This window comes from Vreelandella neptunia (assembly GCF_022489065.1).
GTDB lineage: Bacteria > Pseudomonadota > Gammaproteobacteria > Pseudomonadales > Halomonadaceae > Vreelandella > Vreelandella neptunia_A.
The window spans coordinates 45,339-66,863 of sequence record NZ_JAKVTW010000011.1 but is presented as its reverse complement, the minus strand read 5'-3'; the positions used below and the strand labels follow the sequence as shown (position 1 = coordinate 66,863).

General features: G+C 53.8%; 22 protein-coding genes. 14 read left to right on the top strand and 8 right to left on the bottom strand.

Annotated features, from left to right (window positions below; genetic code table 11):
- Positions 1-5: 5 nt before the first annotated feature.
- From MLE19_RS14550 to tatC, 8 genes are all read left to right on the top strand, one after another.
- Positions 6-389, top strand: a complete 384-nt coding sequence (locus MLE19_RS14550) for a gamma-butyrobetaine hydroxylase-like domain-containing protein (RefSeq protein WP_240718879.1) — start codon at positions 6-8, stop codon at positions 387-389.
- A 150-nt stretch (positions 390-539) separates the two neighbouring features.
- Positions 540-1,295, top strand: coding sequence for a bifunctional demethylmenaquinone methyltransferase/2-methoxy-6-polyprenyl-1,4-benzoquinol methylase UbiE (gene ubiE, locus MLE19_RS14545; protein ID WP_240718878.1), 756 nt, complete (start codon positions 540-542; stop codon positions 1,293-1,295).
- A gap of 31 nt (positions 1,296-1,326) precedes the next feature.
- Positions 1,327-1,983, top strand: coding sequence for a ubiquinone biosynthesis accessory factor UbiJ (locus tag MLE19_RS14540; RefSeq protein ID WP_240718877.1), 657 nt, complete (start codon positions 1,327-1,329; stop codon positions 1,981-1,983).
- Positions 1,980-3,602: a ubiquinone biosynthesis regulatory protein kinase UbiB gene (gene ubiB, locus MLE19_RS14535; protein WP_240718876.1), complete on the top strand. Its 1,623-nt coding sequence runs from the start codon at positions 1,980-1,982 to the stop codon at positions 3,600-3,602. Before MLE19_RS14540 ends, ubiB begins: the two co-directional genes overlap by 4 nt.
- 41 nt (positions 3,603-3,643) lie before the next feature.
- Positions 3,644-4,006, top strand: a complete 363-nt coding sequence (locus MLE19_RS14530; protein WP_240718875.1) for a phosphoribosyl-ATP diphosphatase — start codon at positions 3,644-3,646, stop codon at positions 4,004-4,006.
- 142 nt (positions 4,007-4,148) lie between these two features.
- A complete protein-coding gene (tatA, locus tag MLE19_RS14525) occupies positions 4,149-4,427 on the top strand; it encodes a Sec-independent protein translocase subunit TatA (RefSeq protein WP_240718874.1) in 279 nt (92 codons plus the stop codon).
- A gap of 3 nt (positions 4,428-4,430) precedes the next feature.
- A complete protein-coding gene (gene tatB, locus MLE19_RS14520) occupies positions 4,431-4,913 on the top strand; it encodes a Sec-independent protein translocase protein TatB (RefSeq protein ID WP_240718873.1) in 483 nt (160 codons plus the stop codon).
- Positions 4,910-5,701, top strand: coding sequence for a twin-arginine translocase subunit TatC (gene tatC / locus MLE19_RS14515; protein ID WP_240718872.1), 792 nt, complete (start codon positions 4,910-4,912; stop codon positions 5,699-5,701). Before tatB ends, tatC begins: the two co-directional genes overlap by 4 nt.
- A 90-nt stretch (positions 5,702-5,791) precedes the next feature.
- Here tatC and elbB read toward each other — a convergent pair whose 3' ends face one another.
- Positions 5,792-6,451 (bottom strand): isoprenoid biosynthesis glyoxalase ElbB, encoded by a 660-nt coding sequence (gene elbB, locus MLE19_RS14510; protein WP_240718871.1) that lies wholly within the window; start codon positions 6,449-6,451, stop codon positions 5,792-5,794.
- Positions 6,452-6,619: 168 nt separating this feature from the next.
- Between elbB and hemB the strand changes: the two genes are divergently transcribed.
- Positions 6,620-7,630 carry a porphobilinogen synthase gene (hemB, locus tag MLE19_RS14505; protein WP_240718870.1) on the top strand — a complete coding sequence of 337 codons (1,011 nt, stop codon included), beginning with the start codon at positions 6,620-6,622 and terminating at the stop codon, positions 7,628-7,630.
- 121 nt (positions 7,631-7,751) lie between these two features.
- Positions 7,752-9,941: a polyphosphate kinase 1 gene (ppk1, locus tag MLE19_RS14500; protein WP_240718869.1), complete on the top strand. Its 2,190-nt coding sequence runs from the start codon at positions 7,752-7,754 to the stop codon at positions 9,939-9,941.
- A 73-nt stretch (positions 9,942-10,014) separates the two neighbouring features.
- Here ppk1 and metE read toward each other — a convergent pair whose 3' ends face one another.
- Positions 10,015-12,312, bottom strand: a complete 2,298-nt coding sequence (gene metE / locus MLE19_RS14495; RefSeq protein WP_240718868.1) for a 5-methyltetrahydropteroyltriglutamate--homocysteine S-methyltransferase — start codon at positions 12,310-12,312, stop codon at positions 10,015-10,017.
- A gap of 130 nt (positions 12,313-12,442) precedes the next feature.
- On the opposite strand from metE, the gene MLE19_RS14490 reads away from it, so the two are divergent.
- Positions 12,443-13,381, top strand: coding sequence for a LysR family transcriptional regulator (locus MLE19_RS14490; protein ID WP_240718867.1), 939 nt, complete (start codon positions 12,443-12,445; stop codon positions 13,379-13,381).
- On the opposite strand, the gene MLE19_RS14485 is transcribed toward MLE19_RS14490, so the two are convergent.
- The 5 genes from MLE19_RS14485 to MLE19_RS14465 form a co-directional block, all read right to left on the bottom strand.
- On the bottom strand, positions 13,344-14,939 hold the full coding sequence (locus tag MLE19_RS14485; protein WP_240718866.1) for an ATP-binding protein: 1,596 nt from the start codon (positions 14,937-14,939) through the stop codon (positions 13,344-13,346). The two genes, MLE19_RS14490 and MLE19_RS14485, sit on opposite strands and share 38 nt — an antisense overlap.
- 20 nt (positions 14,940-14,959) lie before the next feature.
- Positions 14,960-15,718: a response regulator gene (locus MLE19_RS14480; RefSeq protein WP_008957562.1), complete on the bottom strand. Its 759-nt coding sequence runs from the start codon at positions 15,716-15,718 to the stop codon at positions 14,960-14,962.
- 477 nt (positions 15,719-16,195) lie between these two features.
- On the bottom strand, positions 16,196-16,375 hold the full coding sequence (locus tag MLE19_RS14475) for a PLDc N-terminal domain-containing protein (protein ID WP_240718865.1): 180 nt from the start codon (positions 16,373-16,375) through the stop codon (positions 16,196-16,198).
- A 72-nt stretch (positions 16,376-16,447) separates the two neighbouring features.
- On the bottom strand, positions 16,448-16,978 hold the full coding sequence (locus MLE19_RS14470) for a retropepsin-like aspartic protease family protein (protein WP_240718864.1): 531 nt from the start codon (positions 16,976-16,978) through the stop codon (positions 16,448-16,450).
- A 37-nt stretch (positions 16,979-17,015) separates the two neighbouring features.
- A complete protein-coding gene (locus MLE19_RS14465; RefSeq protein ID WP_240718863.1) occupies positions 17,016-18,380 on the bottom strand; it encodes an MFS transporter in 1,365 nt (454 codons plus the stop codon).
- A 199-nt stretch (positions 18,381-18,579) separates the two neighbouring features.
- On the opposite strand from MLE19_RS14465, the gene MLE19_RS14460 reads away from it, so the two are divergent.
- Genes MLE19_RS14460 through MLE19_RS14450 form a run of 3 tightly spaced genes read left to right on the top strand, consistent with a single transcriptional unit; the run spans position 18,580 to position 21,326 of the window.
- Entirely contained in the window at positions 18,580-19,305 is a 726-nt protein-coding gene (locus tag MLE19_RS14460; protein ID WP_240718862.1) for a substrate-binding periplasmic protein, read from the top strand.
- A 6-nt stretch (positions 19,306-19,311) separates the two neighbouring features.
- Positions 19,312-20,037 (top strand): substrate-binding periplasmic protein, encoded by a 726-nt coding sequence (locus MLE19_RS14455; protein ID WP_240718861.1) that lies wholly within the window; start codon positions 19,312-19,314, stop codon positions 20,035-20,037.
- The gene (locus MLE19_RS14450) at positions 20,034-21,326 is read left to right on the top strand and encodes a GGDEF domain-containing protein (RefSeq protein WP_240718860.1); all 1,293 of its coding nucleotides are present in this window, start codon (positions 20,034-20,036) and stop codon (positions 21,324-21,326) included. Before MLE19_RS14455 ends, MLE19_RS14450 begins: the two co-directional genes overlap by 4 nt.
- 42 nt (positions 21,327-21,368) lie before the next feature.
- On the opposite strand, the gene MLE19_RS14445 is transcribed toward MLE19_RS14450, so the two are convergent.
- Complete coding sequence (locus MLE19_RS14445; protein WP_240718859.1) at positions 21,369-21,515, bottom strand: hypothetical protein; 147 nt, start codon at positions 21,513-21,515, stop codon at positions 21,369-21,371.
- Between the last annotated feature and the right edge of the window lie 10 nt (positions 21,516-21,525).

The window sequence follows — 21,525 nt, the reverse complement described above, 5'->3', positions numbered from 1 at the left end:
TCAACATGAACGCCCCCACCCCCACTCGGGTTCACTACCATAAGCAGCCCCGCGAGCTGGAACTTGGCTACGCCAATGGAGAGAGCTTCCGCCTTCCGGTTGAGCTTTTACGCGTCTACTCCCCCTCTGCAGAAGTACGCGGCCACGGTGGCGATACGGCCGTGCTCCAGGTAGGTAAAAAAGATGTTGGCCTGCAAAATATTACCCAGGCGGGTAACTACGCACTAAAACTACACTTTGACGATGGTCACGACAGCGGACTGTTTAGCTGGAATTATCTGTATGATCTGGCGACTCATGAAGAGGCCTACTGGAACAACTACTTACAGCGCTTAAAAGACGCCGGTGCCTCCCGCGAGCCCGCCAGTATCCAATTCAAGCAACTGTAACTGCACGACGCAGCCCATACTCAGTCGAGCCGGGCAGACAAGCCAGGGTGGACAAGGCTACAATGATGCTACTCTTTTAATCGCGTCGACCCCTGGGTCAAAAAACCATGGTCGATCTGCCAATGCCTCGAATTCGGGAGCTACTGCCCAATGAGCCCCACTGAAAAACGCACCACCCACTTTGGCTTTCAGGAAGTACCGGTTGATGAGAAAGCCTCACGAGTGGCCGATGTATTCCATTCGGTTGCCGCCCGTTACGATGTGATGAACGATCTGATGTCCATGGGCATTCACCGGGTATGGAAACGGCTTACCATTGAGCGTGCCGGTGTCCGCCCCGGTCACCACGTGCTGGATATCGCGGGTGGCACGGGCGACCTAACGCTCAAGTTTTCCCGCTTGGTGGGCCCCCGGGGTAAGGTGGTACTGGCCGATATCAACGCGTCCATGCTCAAAGTCGGCCGCGACAAGCTGATGGATAACGGAGTAGGTGGCAACGTCGAGTATGTTCAGGCAAATGCTGAAAGCCTGCCGTTTCCCGATAACAGTTTCGACTGCATTACGATTGCCTTTGGCCTACGTAACGTCACCGACAAAGACGCCGCGCTGCGCTCAATGGCGCGCGTACTCAAACCCGGCGGACGCCTTTTGGTGCTTGAATTCTCCAAACCTAACAATCCGCTACTCTCAAAAGCGTACGACGAGTATTCGTTTCGCTTACTGCCCAAAATGGGTGAACTGGTGGCGGGTGACGGCGAGAGCTATCGCTATCTAGCGGAGTCGATTCGAATGCACCCTGACCAGGAAACGCTCAAAGACATGATGGAAGCCGCCGGACTGGAGCGGGTCGAGTATACCAATCTGACCGGTGGCATCGTTGCGCTGCACCGCGGCATTAAGCTATGAGGCTTCACACGCTACAGACCCAGAGGCCAGCATGCTGGTAACCCCGACCCTGCTGTTGGCCGGATGTGAACGCACACTCAATGCCCTACTCGCCCGTGACCCGGCAGCCCCCGCAAGGCTGGCGGCACTGTCGGGCAGTCGCTTATTGGTGCGTCTGGAGCAGCCACATCTAGCGCTAGTCATTCACTATCACTACGCGGGGCTCGACCTCATGCGTGGCGAAGACATCGAAGAAACCGATGTGGACGCAGTCGTAGAGATGACCCCAGAAACGCTTTCCGAGTGGCTTAGCGGCGCATCAATTGAACGGCTCATGTTTGACGGCAAATTAGCCGTGCGTGGGCGTATCCATCTTCTTGAAGCGACCCGCGACCTGCTTTTTGATTTGGACATTGACTGGGAAAGCGAGCTGGCCAGGTGGCTAGGTGACATGCCCGCCCACTCGCTGGCAGAAGGATTGCGGCGCGCCGCCCGCTGGGGACTGCGTGCAAAAGATGAGCTGATGCAAGACGTTTCTGAATACGTTTTTGAAGAGGCGCGACTGCTTCCAGGGCCGCAACAGCGCAACCTCTTACGCGAACACCTGACCGAATTAGAAGTCGCCACTGATCGTCTGGAAGCGCGCTTCAAACGCCTGCAAAGAAAGCTAACGCAGCAGCAAAATGCCTCTCAGGAGCCGAGCCCATGAGTCTGCGTCTGCTGCGTATAAGCTGGGTCATTACGCGCCATCGACTGGATACGCTGCTGCCGTTAGAGCGCCTGCCCTGGTGGCTGCGCGCGCTGCTTTGGTTTTCACCGCTACGCTTGGTGCCTATTGGCAAGCGAACTCGCGGCGAACGCCTTCGCTTGGCGTTAGAGGCGCTGGGGCCGATTTTTATCAAATTTGGCCAAATGCTCTCGACCCGTCGCGATCTGCTGCCCGCGGATATTGCCGATGAGTTGAAACGTCTACAGGATCAGGTGCCGCCCTTCCCTGGCGAGCAAGCCGCCGCTCGGGTCGAGAAAGCGCTGGAAATGTCGTTGGAAGAGGCCTTTGCAGAGTTTGACCGGGTGCCACTAGCCTCGGCATCCATTGCCCAGGTACACGCGGCAACGCTGCACGGCGGTGAAGACGTGGTGGTGAAAATCATTCGCCCCGGTATTGACCGCGTAATGCGCCAGGACATGGCGCTGATGTACCAAGTCGCCAAACTGTTTTCCAAAATCCCCGAGGCTCGCCGCCTGCGCCCCGTGGAAGTGATTCGTGACTACGAAGCCACGCTGTTTGACGAGCTGGATCTCTATAAAGAGGCCGCCAACACCTCGCAGCTCAAACGTAACTTTAAAGACTCACCGCTGCTGTTTGTGCCGACTATCTATTGGCCCTTCACCCGACGCCACGTGATGGTGCAGGAGCGCATTCGCGGCATTCCGGTCGCCGATTTAGACACCCTGATTGCCCGGGGCACTAACCTGAAAAAACTCGCCGAACGCGGCGTCGAACTGTTCTTTACCCAGGTATTTCGTGACAACTTCTTCCATGCGGATATGCACCCAGGCAATATCTTCGTTAACTGCGACAATCCCGAAGACCCCCAGTACATCGCCATCGATTGCGGCATTGTCGGCAGCCTGACACGGGAAGATCAAGACTATCTGGCGCGCAATCTACTCGCGTTTTTCCACCAGGACTACTACGAAGTCGCTGCGCTGCATATTGAGTCCGGCTGGGTGGGTGAAAATACCCGTGCCAATGAGTTCGCGGCGGCCATTCGCACCGTATGCGAACCTATTTTAGAGAAACCCTTAAAAGATATATCCTTTGGTCAGGTGCTATTGGGGCTATTTCAAACCGCGCGCCGCTTTAATATGGAAGTGCAGCCGCAACTGGTACTGCTGCAGAAAACGCTGCTCAATATCGAAGGGTTAGGGCGCCAGCTGTATCCCGACCTGGATCTCTGGAGCACTGCCAAACCCTATCTAGAGCAGTGGATGAAAGAGCGTGCAGGGGTTAGCGGTTTATGGGAGTCGATGAAACGTCAGGCACCGGAACTATCGCGCCAGCTACCTGAATTGCCAGTACTCGCGCACCAAGCACTCAGCCGTATGGAGCACGAGCATCGACAACGCCACCAGCAGGTCGACTCGATCAACGCCATGCGTGAACAGATGGCACGCCAGGGCAAGCGGCTATACCGTCTCAGGCTTGGCCTGATTCTACTAGCACTAGCGCTGGCCTGGCAGCCATTAAGCGGTTGGATAGCGCTTCAGGAGTGGCCAATACTAGCGGCCGCCGCTATCGGCCTGTTACTGCTGGTGTGGCAATAAGCCATAGCCGAGAGGCGCATTAAACGTTTATAAGGATTCCCATGGACAGCAACGCATTATCGCCTAACAATGCTAATGTACTGGATACGCTTAATGAGGTATTGAAGCAGCGGCGCCATGCAGCAGCAGAAGAATCTTATGTTGCCTCCTTGCATCATAAGGGTTTGAACAAGATACTCGAAAAGGTTGGCGAAGAAGCGACTGAAACAGTGCTTGCGGCAAAAGATGCCGAGCACGGCGGTGAAGCCGAGCGTCAAGCGTTGATTTCTGAAACTGCCGACCTGTGGTTTCATAGCTTGGTGATGCTGTCCCACCTTGAGATGGATCATCAAGCGGTTTTAGACGAGCTGGCACGTCGCATTGGCATATCTGGACACGATGAAAAAGCGTCTCGTCAGCCATAGCTAGCCCTATAAGCTGTCGCACAGCGGTTCACGCTAGAGCTAAAAAAGCTAGCTAGAAAAAACGAGATAGCTAGAAACAAGTTAGCTAGAAACGAGAAAGATAGACACGAGATAGTCAACCTGCTCCCATGAGGAAACGCATATGTTAGGTGGTATTAGTATTTGGCAGTTGCTGATTGTTCTGGGCATCATCATCCTGGTTTTCGGCACCAAAAAACTGCGTAACGTGGGCACCGACCTTGGCGGGGCGGTCAAGGGCTTCAAGAAAGCCATCCATGATGAAGAGAAAAACACAGAGAGCGATAAAGAAGACAGCGACAAACCTCATGCCAAAGTGAGCCATGAAGAGCCTGGCAATACGTATGACGTTCAAGCCGAAGAGAAACAGGCCGCCAACGACCGCAACGAAGAGCGCAAATAAATCATGCTGGATATCGGCTTTCTTGAACTGATGCTCATTGGCGTCGTTGGGCTATTGGTGCTTGGCCCGGAGCGGCTGCCCCGTGCTGCCCGAACGGCGGGTATGTGGATTGGCAAAATTAAGCGCACGGTATCTGGCATGCAGCGTGAAATCAGCGCCCAACTGGAAGCGGAAGAGCTTAGGCAAAAGCTTAACGAGCAGCAGCAGAAGCTCGACAGCAGCTTGAAAAAAGCCAAGCTGGACGTAGAAAGCATTGCCGACGCCCCTTCTTCTTCAACTACTGCCTCAACTACTCCCCCGGCAACCAACGCGGCTAAAAGCGATACGGAACAACGGGTTGCCAAGGCCCGCGCGCGTTTAGATGACGCCCTTCAAACAGTGCGCGAAGAGCCACCCGCGTCACCTTCAGCGACTAACCGCGAGGCGAAACCTGAACTGGCTGAAACTGAAAAGGCTGCATTAAATAAGGATCGTAATCACCAATGAGTATGTCTGGCGATTCAAAGGAGCCGCGTGAAGAACAGAGCCAAGCCCCCCTCATTGAGCACCTGATCGAATTACGTTCACGGCTAATGCGTGCCGTGATCGTGATACTGGTGATCTTTTTGGGCCTATACTCCTTTGCCAATGATATTTATACCTTTGTAGCCGAGCCATTAATGAATCTGCTGCCTGAAGGCTCGCAGATGATTGCCACGGAAGTGGCCTCGCCGTTTTTGGCACCATTTAAGCTCACCTTGGTTGTGGCGGTGTTTATCGCTATTCCCTTTGTGTTGCATCAGGCATGGGCCTTTATTGCGCCGGGGCTTTACGACAATGAAAAAGCGTTGGCGATTCCGATTCTGGTGTCGAGCATTGCGCTTTTTTATGGCGGCGCGGCGTTCGCCTATTACGTGGTTTTTCCGCTGCTGTTTGAGTTTTTCACCCAAACGGGACCTGAAAATGTCGCTGTGATGACTGACATCAACCAGTATTTGAACTTTGTTCTTAAGCTGTTTTTTGCCTTCGGTGTAGCATTTGAAATTCCTATTGCGACCTTCTTACTGATTCTTTCTGGCGCCACGACGGTGGAAAGCCTATCTAAAAAGCGCCCCTACATTCTATTAGGCTGCTTCGTGGTGGGGATGCTCCTAACACCACCGGATGTGATTTCTCAAAGCCTACTGGCGATCCCAATGTATTTGCTTTACGAAGTTGGCCTACTGTTTGGACGCCTGGTACGTAAACGCCAAGCTGAGAAAGAAGCCGCTGAAGAGCAAGAAGCTGACCTTTAACCCTAGCCGTTGACGGGCAGCTAATTAAAAAGCCGCCGCCATCAATGATGGCGGCGGCTTTTATATAGCCCACACTTTTTAAGTAGCGGCTTACTCCATCATTTCATTGATGCGATCCACCAGTTTAAAGATACCGGTAGCGGCTTCACTGATGCGCGTGGCCAGCATATACGCCGGGGTAGTCACCACGCGATGTTCAAGATCAACGACGATATCTTCTACCGCGCAGCTGCGGTGCAACCCGCCCATGGCACTGATCGCCCCAGAAACCGCAGGATCATTACCCACGGTGACCGCAATCCCATCACCTAACAGACGGGGCACCAATACCGGCGAAATACACATCAAGCCAATCGGTTTGGCATCTTGGCGAAAACCAGCCAACGACGTTTTTAGCGCTTCAAGCACCTGCATGTTGTCACTGGCAGTGGCAAAATCCGACAGGTTCTTGGCGACACCAAACCCACCGGGCACAATCACTGCATCGAAATTATCAGCGTCTAACTCTTCCAGCGGGCTAATATCTCCCCGCGCCAAACGGGCAGACTCTTGCAACACATTACGCTGCTCGCCCTCAACCGCCTCTTGGGTGAGATGGTTAATAACATGATGCTGCTCTATATTCGGGGCAAAACAGTGGTAACCAATACCCAACTGATCCAAGCGCAGCAGCGTTAGCGTGGTCTCATATATCTCTGAACCATCGTAAACGCCACAGCCAGCTAAAATCACCGCTACCTGTTTGGTCATGCCTATCTCCTTATCCCAGGGTCTGCCGAACGCAATACAGCAAAGCAATTGCTCACTTTAGTCAGTCTACCTTGTTGTCACAAGACGGCTTTCGCCGCAGGGTATGGCTGATATACTCCGTCCAGGCCTTCGGGCACCCTCATATGCGTTCCTTAATGGAGAGACCCTTTGAGCACACCTACTCCCCGCCACTTCCCTGCCACACGTATGCGCCGCATGCGCCGCGATGATTTTTCACGTCGCTTAATGCAAGAGAACAGCCTGAGCCCTTCAGACCTGATCCTGCCGGTGTTTGTACTGGAAGGAGAAAATCAGCGTGAAGCCGTGGCCTCAATGCCCGGCGTTGAGCGGCTCTCTATCGACCTGTTGATTGAGCAAGCCCGAGAGGCTTATGCGCTTGGCATTCCCGCATTGGCACTGTTCCCCGTCGTTGGCCCAGAGCACAAAACGGAGCTTGCTGAAGAGGCGTATAGCGCGAGCGGCTTAGTACAACGAAGTGTACGTGCCCTCAAGGCAGCCCTGCCAGAACTGGGCATTATCACTGACGTGGCGCTCGACCCCTACACCAGCCACGGACAGGACGGCATTCTCGATGAGAATGGCTACGTGCAGAATGACCGTACAGTAGACACACTGCTAAAGCAGGCCCTCTCCCATGCTGAAGCAGGCGCCGACGTCGTAGCCCCTTCCGATATGATGGATGGCCGCATTGGCGCTATTCGCCAAGTGCTGGAGCAAGAGAATCTGCACAACGTGCGCATCATGGCTTACAGCGCTAAGTATGCGTCACACTACTACGGGCCCTTCCGCGATGCGGTGGGTTCCGCGGCTAACTTGGGCAAAGCAGACAAACGTACCTATCAAATGGATCCAGCCAATAGCGATGAAGCGCTACACGAAGTGGCCATGGATATCGCCGAAGGTGCGGATATGGTAATGGTCAAACCCGGCATGCCTTATCTGGATGTCGTTCGCCGCGTAAAATCTGAGCTACAGGTCCCCACCTTTGCCTACCAAGTTAGCGGCGAGTACGCCATGCACCGCGCCGCCTTTGATAATGGCTGGCTAGAAGCAGAGCCGGTCATCTTGGAATCGTTGATGTGTTTCAAACGAGCAGGCGCCGATGGAATTTTGACCTATTTCGCCCTCGACGCGGCACGTTTATTGCAGCGTCACTAATTCGTTGCGACAAAGATGACAACAAGGTGACACTTGTTTGTCATCTTCTCCCCGCATACTGCCTTCATATACAAGTATCAGGCTATGATACCTTCGAGCCATCAACGCGGGGAGATCCACTATGGACGAGCAAGCTTCAGATTCCTTACCATCATCGTCTACTGATCAAACCAGCAGCGACGGCGATATGCCGCTACGAATTAACCGCACCCCTACCGGCGTTCAAGCCCGTGAAGCGCTGCCGGAAACGGATCTCGATGACACCCAGCTCTACTTCAACCGAGAATTGTCACACCTGCAATTTAATATTCGCGTATTGGAACAGGCATTAGATGATGCTCACCCGCTGCTCAACCGGCTGATGTTTCTGCTGATCTTTTCGTCCAATATGGATGAGTTCTTCGAGATACGCGTTGCAGGTTTAAAGCATCAAATCGCGCTTGGAGACGATACTACCGCCGCCGATGGCCGTCTGCCTAAAGCCGTATTGGCGGAGATATCCCAGGTCGCGCATACCCAGATTGATCGCCAGTATCAAATACTTAACGACACCTTACTACCCGCACTGGAAACCCACGGGCTGCGTTTTCGCCGTCGCGACCAGTGGACTGAAAAGCAAAAAGAGTGGGCTCGGGCATTCTTCGATAACGAAATCATGCCGGTCATTAGCCCAATCGGTTTAGACCCATCACACCCCTTCCCGCGCCTGGTGAATAAAAGCCTCAATTTCATTGTTGAGCTGGAAGGCAAGGATGCCTTTGGCCGGGCGGGCGGCATGGCCATTCTGCCAGCCCCCCGCTCGCTACCTCGCCTGATGGCACTGCCCAAAGAGTTATGCGAAGAGGGTTTTTCGGAGTACGTTTTTCTTTCATCAATGATCCACGCCCACGCTGATGAGCTGTTTCCCGGTATGCGTGTGCGCGGCTGTTACCAGTTCCGATTGACCCGTAACGCGGATATGAGCGTTGATCCAGAGGAGGTCTCCGACCTTGCCTCTGCGCTGCGCGGTGAGCTTTTGGCACGCCGCTACGGCAGCGGCGTGCGCTTAGAAGTGGCAGACAGCTGTCCCGATGACTTGACTAACTTCCTGCTGCGCCAATTTGAGCTTGAGCACGGCGATTTATACCGGGTCAAAGGACCGGTGAATTTAACCCGCATGATGTCGGTGCTCGGCGATGTCGATCGCCCGGAGCTGCTCTATCGACCGTTTACGCCAAGCATTCCCAAAGCGCTCAAATCGGGCAGTTTGTTTAATGCCATTGCCAAGAACGATATTTTGCTGCACCACCCTTTCCAGTCATTTACTCCGATTGAAGACCTGCTGCGTGAAGCTGCCCGCGACCCCCATGTGTTGGCGGTAAAGCAGACGTTGTACCGTACGGGCGCAGACTCTCCCATCGTTAGCGCGCTGGTAGAAGCGGCCAGTCAGGGTAAAGAAGTCACGGTCGTGATCGAACTACGCGCACGTTTTGATGAAGCGGACAATCTACAGTTAGCGTCACGGTTGCAGGAAGCTGGTGCCATCGTTGTTTACGGCATTATGGCGTATAAAACCCATGCCAAAATGCTACACATTGTCCGCCGCGAAAAAGGCGAGCTGTGCTACTACGCGCACCTGGGCACCGGCAACTACCACTCTAAAACTGCCAAGCTTTACACCGATTACAGCCTGCTGACAGCGAATAAAGCACTGTGTGCCGATGTGCATAAAGTGTTTCAGCAGCTGTCGGGGATGGGGCGTGCGCGTAAAATTGATACCCTGCTCCACGCCCCTTTTACCCTGCATGAGCGGCTGGTGGAGATGATTGACCGTGAATCGCAGATAGCGCGCAAGGGTAAACGTGGACATATCATCATTAAGTGCAACTCGTTAACCGAACCCAAGCTCATTAAAGCACTTTATCGTGCCTCACAAGCAGGCGTTGAGTGCGACTTGATTATTCGCGGTATGTGCTGTTTGAAGCCAGGGGTGCCGGGCGTTTCCGACAACATTCGCGTGCGCTCTATTATCGGCCGTTTGCTGGAGCATACCCGTGTTTTCCACTTCCACAATGATGGCAAGTCGGAGACCTGGTGCTCAAGCGCTGACTTTATGTCGCGCAACATGTTCCACCGTGTAGAAACCTGCTTTCCGCTGCTGGATAAAAAGCTCGCTACCCGGGTACGCAAGGATCTGGAAACCTATCTGGTGGATAACTGCCAGAGCTGGTTGCTGCAGACCGACGGTAGCTACCTGCTCCGGGATCCGGGCGAGAGCGACGCTATCAGCGCTCAGGAAACCCTGCTCTACGCCTATGCATCGAAAAGCTAGGGCATCTAAAAGCTAGCCTTCATACCCAAACTCCGCTGCTCGTGCAGCGGAGTTGAATCAGACCGATGATCGTTTATGAGTAGCGTTGGCGCAGCACCTTAGCGGCTTCCACCATATTGGCCAGCGCGGGCTCCACTTCCGCCCAGTTGCGGGTTTTTAGGCCACAGTCAGGGTTGATCCACAGCCGTTCAGCGGGGATTTTTTCCAGCGCTTTCTCCATCAAATCGACCATCCAGCTTACCTCGGGGATATTCGGGGTGTGGATATCGTAAACGCCTGGGCCAATTTCATTGGGATAAGCGAAGTCCTGGAAGGCGTCCAGCAGGTGCATGTCCGAGCGCGATGTTTCGATAGTGATCACATCGGCATCCAGTGCAGCGATTGCACCAATAATGTCGTTGAACTCCGAATAGCACATATGGGTATGAATTTGCGTGGTGTTGGCAACGCCCGCGGCACTGAGTTGAAAGCTCTCGACCGCCCAATCAAGGTATGCCTGCCACTCATTTTGGCGCAGCGGCAGCCCTTCGCGCAGCGCTGGCTCATCGATTTGAATCACATTGATCCCGGCGTTTTCCAGATCCAGCACCTCATCGCGCATAGCAAGGGCAATCTGGCGGCATGTGGTTTCCCGCGGCTGGTCATCACGTACAAATGACCACTGCAAAATGGTCACCGGTCCGGTTAGCATGCCCTTCATAGGTTTGCTGGTCAGGGTTTGGGCGTATTGGCTCCAACGCACCGTCATTGGCGCAGGGCGGGAAACATCACCAAAAATAACCGGGGGCTTAACGCAGCGTGAACCGTAGCTCTGTACCCAGCCAAACCGGGTAAAAGCAAAGCCTTCAAGCTGCTCACCAAAATACTCCACCATGTCGTTACGCTCGGCTTCGCCATGCACAGGCACGTCGATATCCAGCGCTTCCTGGCGCTCAACCGCGTAGGCGATCTCATTCTGCATACGGGCTTCGTAGTCAGCTAACGTCAGCTCACCCGCTTTAAACGCACGCCGGGCAGCACGAATCTCATCGGTTTGCGGAAAAGAGCCAATCGTTGTGGTCGGAAATAGCGGCAGCTTAAGCGCGCGCCGCTGCGCCTCGGCACGCAGGCTGTAAGGCACTTGGCGCTGGCTATCGGCAGGGCTAATCGCCGCCAATCGCTCACTAACAACCGTTTGATGGATGCGGCTAGATTCACGCCGTGCATCCAGCGCACGTGTGGCCTCATCCAGGCGCTGCTCATCGTTTGGGGTGGCGCGGTTATCAATCAACCTGGTCAGCGTGACGACTTCGTCCAGTTTCTGCCGCGCAAAGGCCAGCCAGCTGATCAGCTCATCACCAAGCTCCGTCTCCTGCGCCAAATCCACTGGCACATGCAGCAGCGAGCAACTCGGTGCCAGCCATAATCGCTGCCCCAAGCGTACTTTTAATGGCAGCAAACGCTCCCGCAACGCCGCTAAATCAGCTCGCCAGATATTGCGGCCATCGACAAAACCAATCGATAGCACTTGATGGGGCCCAAGGCGGTCAATCACACTTTCGACTTGCTGCGGTGCGCGCGCGGCGTCGATATGTAAACCCGCCGCGGGTAGACGGGTCGCCAGGGAGAGGTTGTCGCCCAAGCCCCCGAAGTAAGTGGCTAGCAATAGTTTTAGCGGCGCAGACTGAAGGCGGTGATAGGCACGCTCATAGGCCTGCTGCCACGCCAATGGGAGATCCTGCACCAGTGCGGGTTCGTCCAGCTGTACCCACTCAATGCCTTGAGTAGCAAGCCGCGCTAATATTTCGCCATACACATTGAGTACGCTGTCTAGTAGCGTCAGGCGATCAAAGTCTCTGCCTTTGGTTTTACCCAGCCACAGCCACGTTAACGGCCCGGTTAGCGTTACTTTCGGGGTAAAGCCTGCACGTAACGCTTCATCAACTTCGTCGAAGAGGCGGTTAGAGGCCAGCGTAAATACCTGCTCTTCGTGCAGTTCGGGGACGAGGTAGTGGTAGTTGGTATCGAAGTATTTGGTCATTTCACAGGCGGCGGCTGGCTCACCGCTGGGGGCGCGGCCACGGGCCATACGAAAGGCGGTGTCGAGATCAACATCTCCACCAGCTACTTCCTTTTGGGCGTTAAAGCGTGCAGGTACGGCACCTAAGGTGACTGAAACGTTCAGCACTTGATCATAAAAGGCGAAATCGCCCACGCTAACAAAATCCAAACCGGCATCCTGCTGCGCCTGCCAGTGGCGCAAGCGAAGTTCACGGCCTGTGTCTTCCAATTCACTACGGGGGCATTCGCCTTTCCAGTACGCCTCAGTGGCTTTTTTTAACTCGCGCTGGGCACCGATACGCGGATAGCCGAGGATATGAGAAACTGTCATGATGAAACCTACTAACGTGAATGATTTTTCACAGTCTGGCCACAACCCCTTATTGAATCAAACTAAAGTTTCTAATAGTAAAGATGAATTATACTCACAATGATTAAACTCACTATGATCGCAAAATGCCATGATTGAACTACGCCACCTACGCACGCTGCTCGCCCTGCGCGAAACCGGCTCACTTGTCGATGCTGCCGATCGCGTGCATTTGACCCAATCAGCACTCTCGCATCAGTTGAAAGATTTGGAGAGCCGCGTGGATAGCCCGCTATTCGTGCGCAAGACCCGCCCGGTGGAATTTACCCGCGCAGGCTTACGGCTGCTTGCCTTAGCCGATCAGGTACTACCTGAAGTTCGCAAAGCGGAGCGCGACTTAGCGCGTTTAGCTGGCACCGAACAGGGCCGATTACATATGGCTATTGAGTGCCACAGTTGCTTTCAGTGGCTGATGCCGACAGTGGACTATTTTCGCGATCACTGGCAAGAGGTGGAAATCGATATACCCAGTGGTCATCACTTCGATCCCCTCCCGGCACTTGCCCGCGAACAGCTGGATCTGGTGATCACCGCCGACCCACAGCCCCTCGATGGCATTCACTACGCACCGCTGTTTCGCTATGAGGGATTATTGGCCGTGGCCCGGCAGCACCCCTTTGCGGGGCGAGGCTTTATTGACCCGCAGGCGCTGGCTGAGGAGACCTTGATCACGTACCCCGTTGAGCAGTCGCGGTTGGATATTTTCACCCAGTTTTTACAACCGGCCAACGTCCGCCCGCGTGAGATCCGCACGGCGGAATTAACCATTATGATGATGCAGTTAGTGGCCAGTGGCCGCGGCGTCTGCGCGCTACCTAACTGGGCGCTGACCGAGTATTTAGAGCGCGATTACGTTAGCGCAGTGAAATTAGGCGAGCATGGCGTATGGAGCACGCTATATGCGGCGATTCGCGATGAGACTCGAGAAGCGCCGTGGATGCAGGATTTCTTGCGCACCGCTCGGGAGACCTCCTTTGCGGTGCTGACAGGGGTTAAACCGGCGGATCGCGACGCGGAACCAGCAGCGTAAAACGCGCCCCGCCCAACGAGGGGCTGGTATCGATGGTAACGCTGCCGCCATGCCCGGCCATGATTTTTTGAACAATCGACAGCCCTAACCCATAGCCACCAGAACTACGCGCGCGGCTGTCATCCAGCCGGGCGAATGGCTTAAAGATATCCGCCCGTGCTTCAGGGGGAATACCGGGGCCGTCATCCTCAACGTCGATACGCACCAGGTTGGGCTCATCCCAAAGCTGAATCACCACCTGAGACTTGGCATGGCGACAGGCATTACCGACTAAATTCTGCAACGCTCGTTGAAGATAGCGCGGCTCCGCCAGCAGCTCAATTTCGGGGCCAGCTGACAGCGTCAATGTTAAGCCTTTATGCAGCGGTGAAAGAGTATCTATCACACGCTCCGCCATGGCGCGGCACTCCACCAAAGCGGTTTCCAGCTCAGCACCGTTCACCGTTTCACCACCTAGGCGTGCATAGGTGAGAATTTCGTCGACCAACTCATCAAGCTCGGCAATATCCGCATCGATGCCCTGCAACTGGCGGCGGATAGCGGGCTGGTCGGTCATATCTTCAACCATTTGCACGGCAAAGCGAATGCGCGCCACCGGAGTACGCAATTCGTGGGAAACCGCTCGAATCATCTCTTGCTGACCACGCAGCAGGCTCTGCACCTGATTGGCCATGCCATTGAATGCCATGCCCAGCCGGCCTAAAAAATCACCGCTTTCGACTTTTACTCGGGTTTCCAAACGGCCACTGGCAATCCGCGTTGCAGCCAGTTCCAGTCGCGCCATGCGGGCTTCAATACTGCGCATAATCAGATAGATAATCAGGCTGAGAACAATCATCAACCCCACCAGAAGGGGAAGGTGTAAATTTGGCGGCAGCGTATCCCCACGGGTAATGGGCCCCGCTTGCAGCCATTGAGACTCGCCGGGCAGCTGATATAACAGTGTGATTGAGAGCTTATCAGAGACTAACTGGGTAATGACGCTGCCGCTAGCCAGCTGCCTCTGCTGCTGTGCCGTTAGCCCCTCAGGCAACGTAGAAGACAGCTGAAGTGGCCAACTGCCTTGACGCAGCTCATCAATGCGGCTATCTCGCTGATTTTCAGGCACAGCCGCCAGCCAGTCACCCAATAGCGCGATGCTGCCGTGCCATTGGTGCTCGCTCCAGTCGTCAAGCCTGGCTTGCAGCAGCCAAGTGTCACCCGGCAGGCGCTGCTGTAATAGCCAAGGGCGTTCAGCCACCAGTATTTTGCCTTGCTCCAAGCGCGACCGTTCAAAATAGCCGAGATCTGCATCGCTGATGGGCTGCAGGGTTAGCTGTAGCTCAAGCTGCTCTGAAAAACGATCGAGCAAGCCACTGCGCTGCTCTACCGGCAGGTCGGCCAATTGTGTCGTCATGAGCGACATCGGTAGCGCAGCAAGCTGTTCACGGTAATCTTCGCGGCGCACCTGTTCGATAAACGAACGACCGGCTAACGCGATCACAAACACCACCAATAGCGCTACGCCCAGCAACAAATAGAACCGTAAAAACGAGCCGTTACTGAGCACCCGCCGCATGATGCTTTCCCTCTGAATAATCAACTGTCTTTAACGAAGAGATAACCTTTACTACGCACTGTTTTGATCCGGTGCGGCTGATTTGGATCATCACCAATTTTGGGACGAATGCGCGACACGCGTACATCAATAGAGCGATCTTGCCCGTCGTACTTGATCCCCCGAAGGTCACTGAATATCTCCTCACGGGTGAGCACTCGGCCTGCGTTACGCCCCAGTAGCCACAACAAATCAAATTCAGCGCTGGTTAAGTCAATACGCTCACCTGAGAGCCAGGCTTCGCGGGTAGCGTTGTCTATCTCTAGGTTCTCGAAGCGCAGACGCATTTCGCCATCCGGGGCAGGTCCGTCTGCACGGCGAAGCAGTGCTCGCATACGCGCCAGCAGTACCCGCGGCTGAACGGGTTTCGGCACGTAATCATCGGCGCCCATTTCGAGACCCAAGACCTGATCCAGGTCATCGGTGCGGGCGGTCAACATCATGATCGGGCCCGCAAAGTTGGGTCTGACGCGACGGCAAATGGCTAATCCGTCTTCGCCTGGCAGCATTAAATCTAAAATCACTAAGTCAGGCTGCAGGGTTAAAATGCGATCCACCCCTTTCGCCCCGTCAGCTTCCAGCGTTACTTGGAAGCCGTTTGCTTCCAAGTAATCGCGAGTAAGTTCGGCCAGGCGCTGATCATCTTCAATGATCAGGACATGATCTTGATCGGGATAGTCAGGCATTACAGGTTCTTGTGACTCAAGCGCCTGAAATTGCTGTTCCAAATGATCTACCATCCTCTTTTTGCACTCCGCTTAGGCTGTTTATTTTTTCACCCGCTCACCCAGTATCAACGCAGGTGCCCTATTATTGGCTCCCAGGATAACTCAAAACCATCAAAACACCCGCTTCTGTCGTTACAATCACGCTTATTGATGGATGCATGGAGCCTGACACTTGATTCTCACCCCAGCGAGAGCTAATGTGGAAACGCTAACTGTCGACAATTTGACAGGAGGAACCTGCCATGGGAAGTAGCAAAACGAAAAGTGTTATTAAACGTGTTTACATTCCAACCCAAGTGCGCGACCTGCCCAACGGGGAAAAGTTAAAAATACCCGGGCATTATAAAGCGCCACCCGGTGAAGGAAACGACACAATTGAGTAACGCTTTATTGAGCAATTAATTTATTGAGTGATTAATGCTCAAGTTACCAAAAAGGCAGGCCATCATAGGCCTGCCTTTTCATTTGATCACGCTAATTTATAAACCGCTATCCCTTCGGACCAAATAAGAACCACGCTATTAAGCCAACCAGCGGGAAAAACAGCAGTACCAGGATCCATATAAGCTTGGACACACCACCTGCGCCGCTTTTGGCAACTTTGACAATGGCCCAGATCACAATGACCAGCCAAATTAGTCCTAACAACCCACCTACTTCAATGCCCATAGCAACTCCTTAGCGTGTTGGCACTCGTGTCTGTTTAGCTCATCGTGTCAATAATGCCTTCACAAGCTGAGCTCACTGCTCAGGAAGGCTCAATACCATCTCACCGGCCTGCATTTCAATCGACAAAAGATTCAAAAAACTCATGCCGAGCAGGACAGTGTCGCGCTCCATGCCAGGGCTAATTGACCCCTGCACATTCTGCACTTTTAGTCCGCCCAGTGAAACCTCATCCAGTTCGGTTAAGGTGCCCTCTACTCGGCCATTAGCGGTATTAAACCAGGCGCTACGTCCTGAAGCCAAGCCCAGTTCGTTAGCTAAACTCGATGATACCGCCACGTAGGTGGCACCCGTGTCGAGCAAAAAAGTCACTGGCTCACCATTGATGCGGCCTGGAGACTCAAAATGTCCGGCACGGTTACGCTTTAAGGTAACCGGCTCACCCGCAGGCAGGGTATGCACAATATTAGCGTTGGGGCGCATCATCTCTTCCAGGCCACCGTGAATCCACCAGGTGCCCACCGCCATTAACAGTACCCAAAACAGCAGCATCATAACGATGCCACCACGCTGTGTTCTTTGCGTTGCCGTTGTGTGCGTCAGCATATTTCACCTCGCTGAGGTAAGGGCGACTCACCAAGCTTTATGAAGACTGATATGGCGGCTTACTTTCCCAAGCAAGCGCCGCCTCTCGGCCACGTCGCTCGCTGACCCTGGCGCAAATCAGCATCGCGATAACGAACAAGGCAACACATAATAGAATAGACGCTTGTAAGCCAATTAGCGTTTGCAACACGCCCAGCATGACAATGCCAAACACCCCCGCCAATTTATTAGCCAGCCCCCAAAAGCCGAAAAACTCCGCTGATTTCTCCAGGGGTGAAAATAGCCCCACCAGTGCCCGGCTGGCAGATTGGCTAGAGCCGAGGCTCATTCCCGCCAAGCAACCTACGACCAGGAATACGTATTGAGCCTGCCACTGCACCTCAAATTGTGCGTTTACCCACTGGGTAAGTTCTGGGGTTGCCCAGATCGCAATAATCGCCAACACCCAGAGCGCCAGCGTCATCTGGTAAGTGTGCTTGGCCCCTAGCCGATCCTGTAACCAACCAAATCCCAATGCGCCCGCCGCCGCAGTGACTTGAACGATAATGAACATAATATTGCGTACGCTCTCGTCCCAACCAATCACTTGGGCACCATAGATGAAGGCAAACGCGATAATGATGTAAACACCCGCCATCGAGAACAACAGCGAAATTAAAAATACGGTCAAATCTTTGAAATACCGTAACTCATACAGCGTGGACGTAACGCGGCGCAGGGCAATATGACGATAAGAGACGCCACGAGGCTGGGGCGTACCACGCTCTTTTAGCCATAAAAACGTGGGAATGGCGGTAATCAAGAAAAACCCAGCGGCGAAGGGGCCAACCCAGCGTATACGCTCAAAGTTCTCCGCGCTTGCCTCACCTAACACCACCAGAGTGAAGCCCGCTGCAAATAGCCCTCCAATGTAGCCTAGCGCCCAGCCAAAACCGGAAATTTTACCTAGAGACTCTGGCGGTCCAAGTTCAGGTAAAAAGGCCGCTATAAACGACTCCCCCATGGAGTAAGCGTAGTTAGACAGCACAATTAATAGCAGGCCAATGATGACGTAGCCGGGTTCAACAAAGTACAGCATGGCCGTGGTGACCACGGTGGCAAGGTAGCTAAAGAGAAGAAAGCGCTTTTTCTCAGCCCGGTAGTCCATCACCGCGCCACATAGCGGAGCCGTGATCACCACCATCAGATAACTAATCGCCAGGCCAAGGCTCCATAAAAAGTTGGCAAGTCTGAAGTTATCGCCTCGATCCCCCACGATAACGGTAGTAAATAACTCGCCAAACACCACGGTAATAATCAGTAGTGTGTAAGCCTGATTGGCAAAATCAAACATCGCCCAGCCGAAAATTTCGCGACGCGATGCATAGGCATCAGTCGCCTTAGCAGTGTTAGCAGGGAGCATTAGTTTTCTCTCACAGGGGAAGTCGTAAGCCTAGCAGGTGGAAGTGCTGATACGCCACGGCTTGCGTTGGTAGATTTGAGGTGACAGCCGACCAGCCTTGCTCTAAGTTTGATTTATCGAGAAGCAATATAGGTAAACCGCGATGGGATCAGTCTGGCCATCACGACGGCGATTATATCCACAACTATTAAAAAGGTTGATGGCCGTGCTATGGCTTTGGCTGGCGGTGGTTCTAGGCGTACATGCTGAAACTTCCGAAGGATTGGCCTCGCTTACCTTTATCACTGAAGAGTACCCGCCCTACAACTATGTTAACAATCAGCAGTTAACCGGACGTTCAATTGAGTTACTGGAAGCTATTTTTGTGGCAACCAACACGCCACTCAGCCGTCAGGACGTACGGCTCTACCCGTGGGTTAGGGGCTATGAACTCGCACTGAGCCAACCCAACACCGTGTTGTTTTCTACTAATCGCACCGCAGGCCGAGAAACCAGCTTTCACTGGGTGGGGCCAATTGGCCAAGACCGGATCGCGCTACTCGCCCACCGCAACGCTCCGATCACGATTGATTCGTTGGCACAGGCAATTAATCAAGGCCTGAAGGTGGCCGTAATTCGTGAAGATATTGGCGCTCAGGCGCTGCTGGAAGCTGGCTATCCTGAGCACCTAATGCTGCCTGCCATTGATAATCGCAGTGCGCTGCATATGCTCGCCCGTGGCCGGGTGGATTTATGGGCATACAGTGCAGATGTGGCCACCTGGATTGCTGAATCCGAAGGATTTCCTAAAAATAGTTTAACGCCGATACATACACTCAGCGAATCTTCCCTATACTTTGCTGTTAACCAAGCCACAGATCAACGCTTGGTATCGCTCATGCAACAAGCATTAGAAAAAGTGCAGGCAAGTCGACCTGAGAGGTAGTTGACGATGGCTAATGACGTAACTCGCCAATGGCGATACCGCATGGGCGTTGCTCTTCTCACTGCCATGGGTAGTTGCAGCCTGCCGCTTCAAGCGATGCCACTCACTATCAACACGGAAGATTATCCACCGTTCAACTACGCGGATGATCAAGGACAAATCATTGGCAGTGCGACCGAACTCCTGCGTAACGCACTACGCCAAGCTGACATTGAGGCTTATTTTCGCATACTCCCGTGGGCACGCGCTTTCACCGAAGCACGCCTACGCCAGCAACATTGCGTTTATTCCACGACCCGTACTCAGGAGCGTGAAACGTTGTTTCAATGGGTTGGGCCGCTGGTGGTCAATGAATGGGCAGCCTTTAGTTTAGCCGGACGCGATCTCGGCATTGCCTCACTTCAGGGCCTGGGCGAGCTGCGAGTGGGTGGTTTTCGTGAAGATGCCGTGGGTGATCATGTGGCGTCTCAGGGTATTAATATTGTGCGCGCGCCCTCAGAGCGAGAAAATATTGCGCGTTTAAAAGCAGGCCTGCTTGATGTGATTGTGACAGGCAAAGCAACCGGTGAATTTATGGCAGAAGAACAGAATATCGCGCTTGAGCATTTGTTTACTTTTTCCAGTGCACCGCTTTATCTCGCCTGTCACCCCAGCGTTTCTGAAACACTGCTGGCGCGACTGCAAACGCAACTGGATGCCCTGCATCAGGATATGCAGGGGGAGAGCCAGTGATAAGCCCTCGCCCACGCTTTGCTATGTTGGCCCCTGTCGTCGCGCCTAAAAAGGGCAGCCTGACCACTAAGCAAGCGCTGCTCACCCTGCTCATCGCTATGCTGATTAGTGGCGTAGCAGGCAGTATTGAGCTTCTCAGCCACGCAACCAATATGCGCCAGGAAGCCGAACAACGCATTACCCAACAGCTAGCGGTAGTTAACGGCGCAGCAGCTGAGGCCGCGTTCCAGCTTAACCCCGATCTTGCCCACCAAATCGCCTATGGGCTATTTAATGATGATGAGGTCGCTTGGGTCTCCATTCGTGACGATTTTGGTCGCGCTCTGGCTGAATTCGAGAGACCCAACCAGGCTGACTCGACCTGGCTCAGTCAATATTTATTTGGCGATATACTGCATCACAAAACCATCCTCGCCTACTACATGGGCAGCGATATGCCGCAAGCGGCCGTCGGTGAGATTGAACTGATGCTGGCAGAGGGTTACTTAACCCAGCAGTTCCTGGCGCGTATTTATACGGTGGTCGGCGTGAGTATTTTAGAGGCGTTTATTTTAAGCATTCTGGTAATCGCTTTTTTCCATCTATTTATCACTCGTCCACTGCTCAAAGTGCATGCTGCCATTACCCAAACGGATCCCAACCGCCCCGGCCAGTGGCCCAAACCAATGTTGCGAGGCCATCAGCATGACGAGCTGGGGCACCTGGTGGATAGCCTGGATCACTTGTTAAATGCCTTTCAGCAAGGGTTGGAGCAGCGCGACCAGCTCCATCACCTCTCTAACATGGATGGCTTAACGGGCGTTGCGAACCGCCGCCAATTTGATGAGTTCTATCAACACCACTGGCATTTGGCACTGCAAACGCAGCAGCCACTTTCAGTGATTTTTATTGATATCGATAACTTTAAAGAGTTTAACGATCACTATGGTCATGCCATGGGTGACGATACGCTTCGCGCGGTCGCCAGTGCGCTCAATCAATGTATCAATGCGGAAAAAGAGTTACTCGCCCGCTACGGCGGCGAAGAGTTTGTTTGTGTCCTGCCAGGCAAGGACCATGAAGACGCGGTAGGCGTTGCCAACTGCTTACGCGAAGCCGTGCTGTCGTTGGCCATTCCTCACGCTTTTTCAAGCACGCATTCAGACCTCACCGTTAGCATGGGGGTTGCCAGCATGACCCCAGGCTTTTTAATTAGCGCTGAGGCGCTAATAGAACTCGCTGATCAACATCTCTACCAAGCTAAACGGATGGGCCGAAACCGGGTAGGAACACACAAACGCCCGGCTTAAAGCCGGGCGTTATAGCAGCAACATGACAGAGAACTAATAGCGTTATAACAACCAGTGGGCCATCACGGCGGCAAGACCAATCACCATCGCGGTCAATACCGCAACGGTGACGACTCGGTCAAGCCAGCGATCGAAGGCCACCCCTTTGGGCTGCCTTCGCGTCGCACCATGGCGTCCGTGCCGCGCCATTAGCATCTTC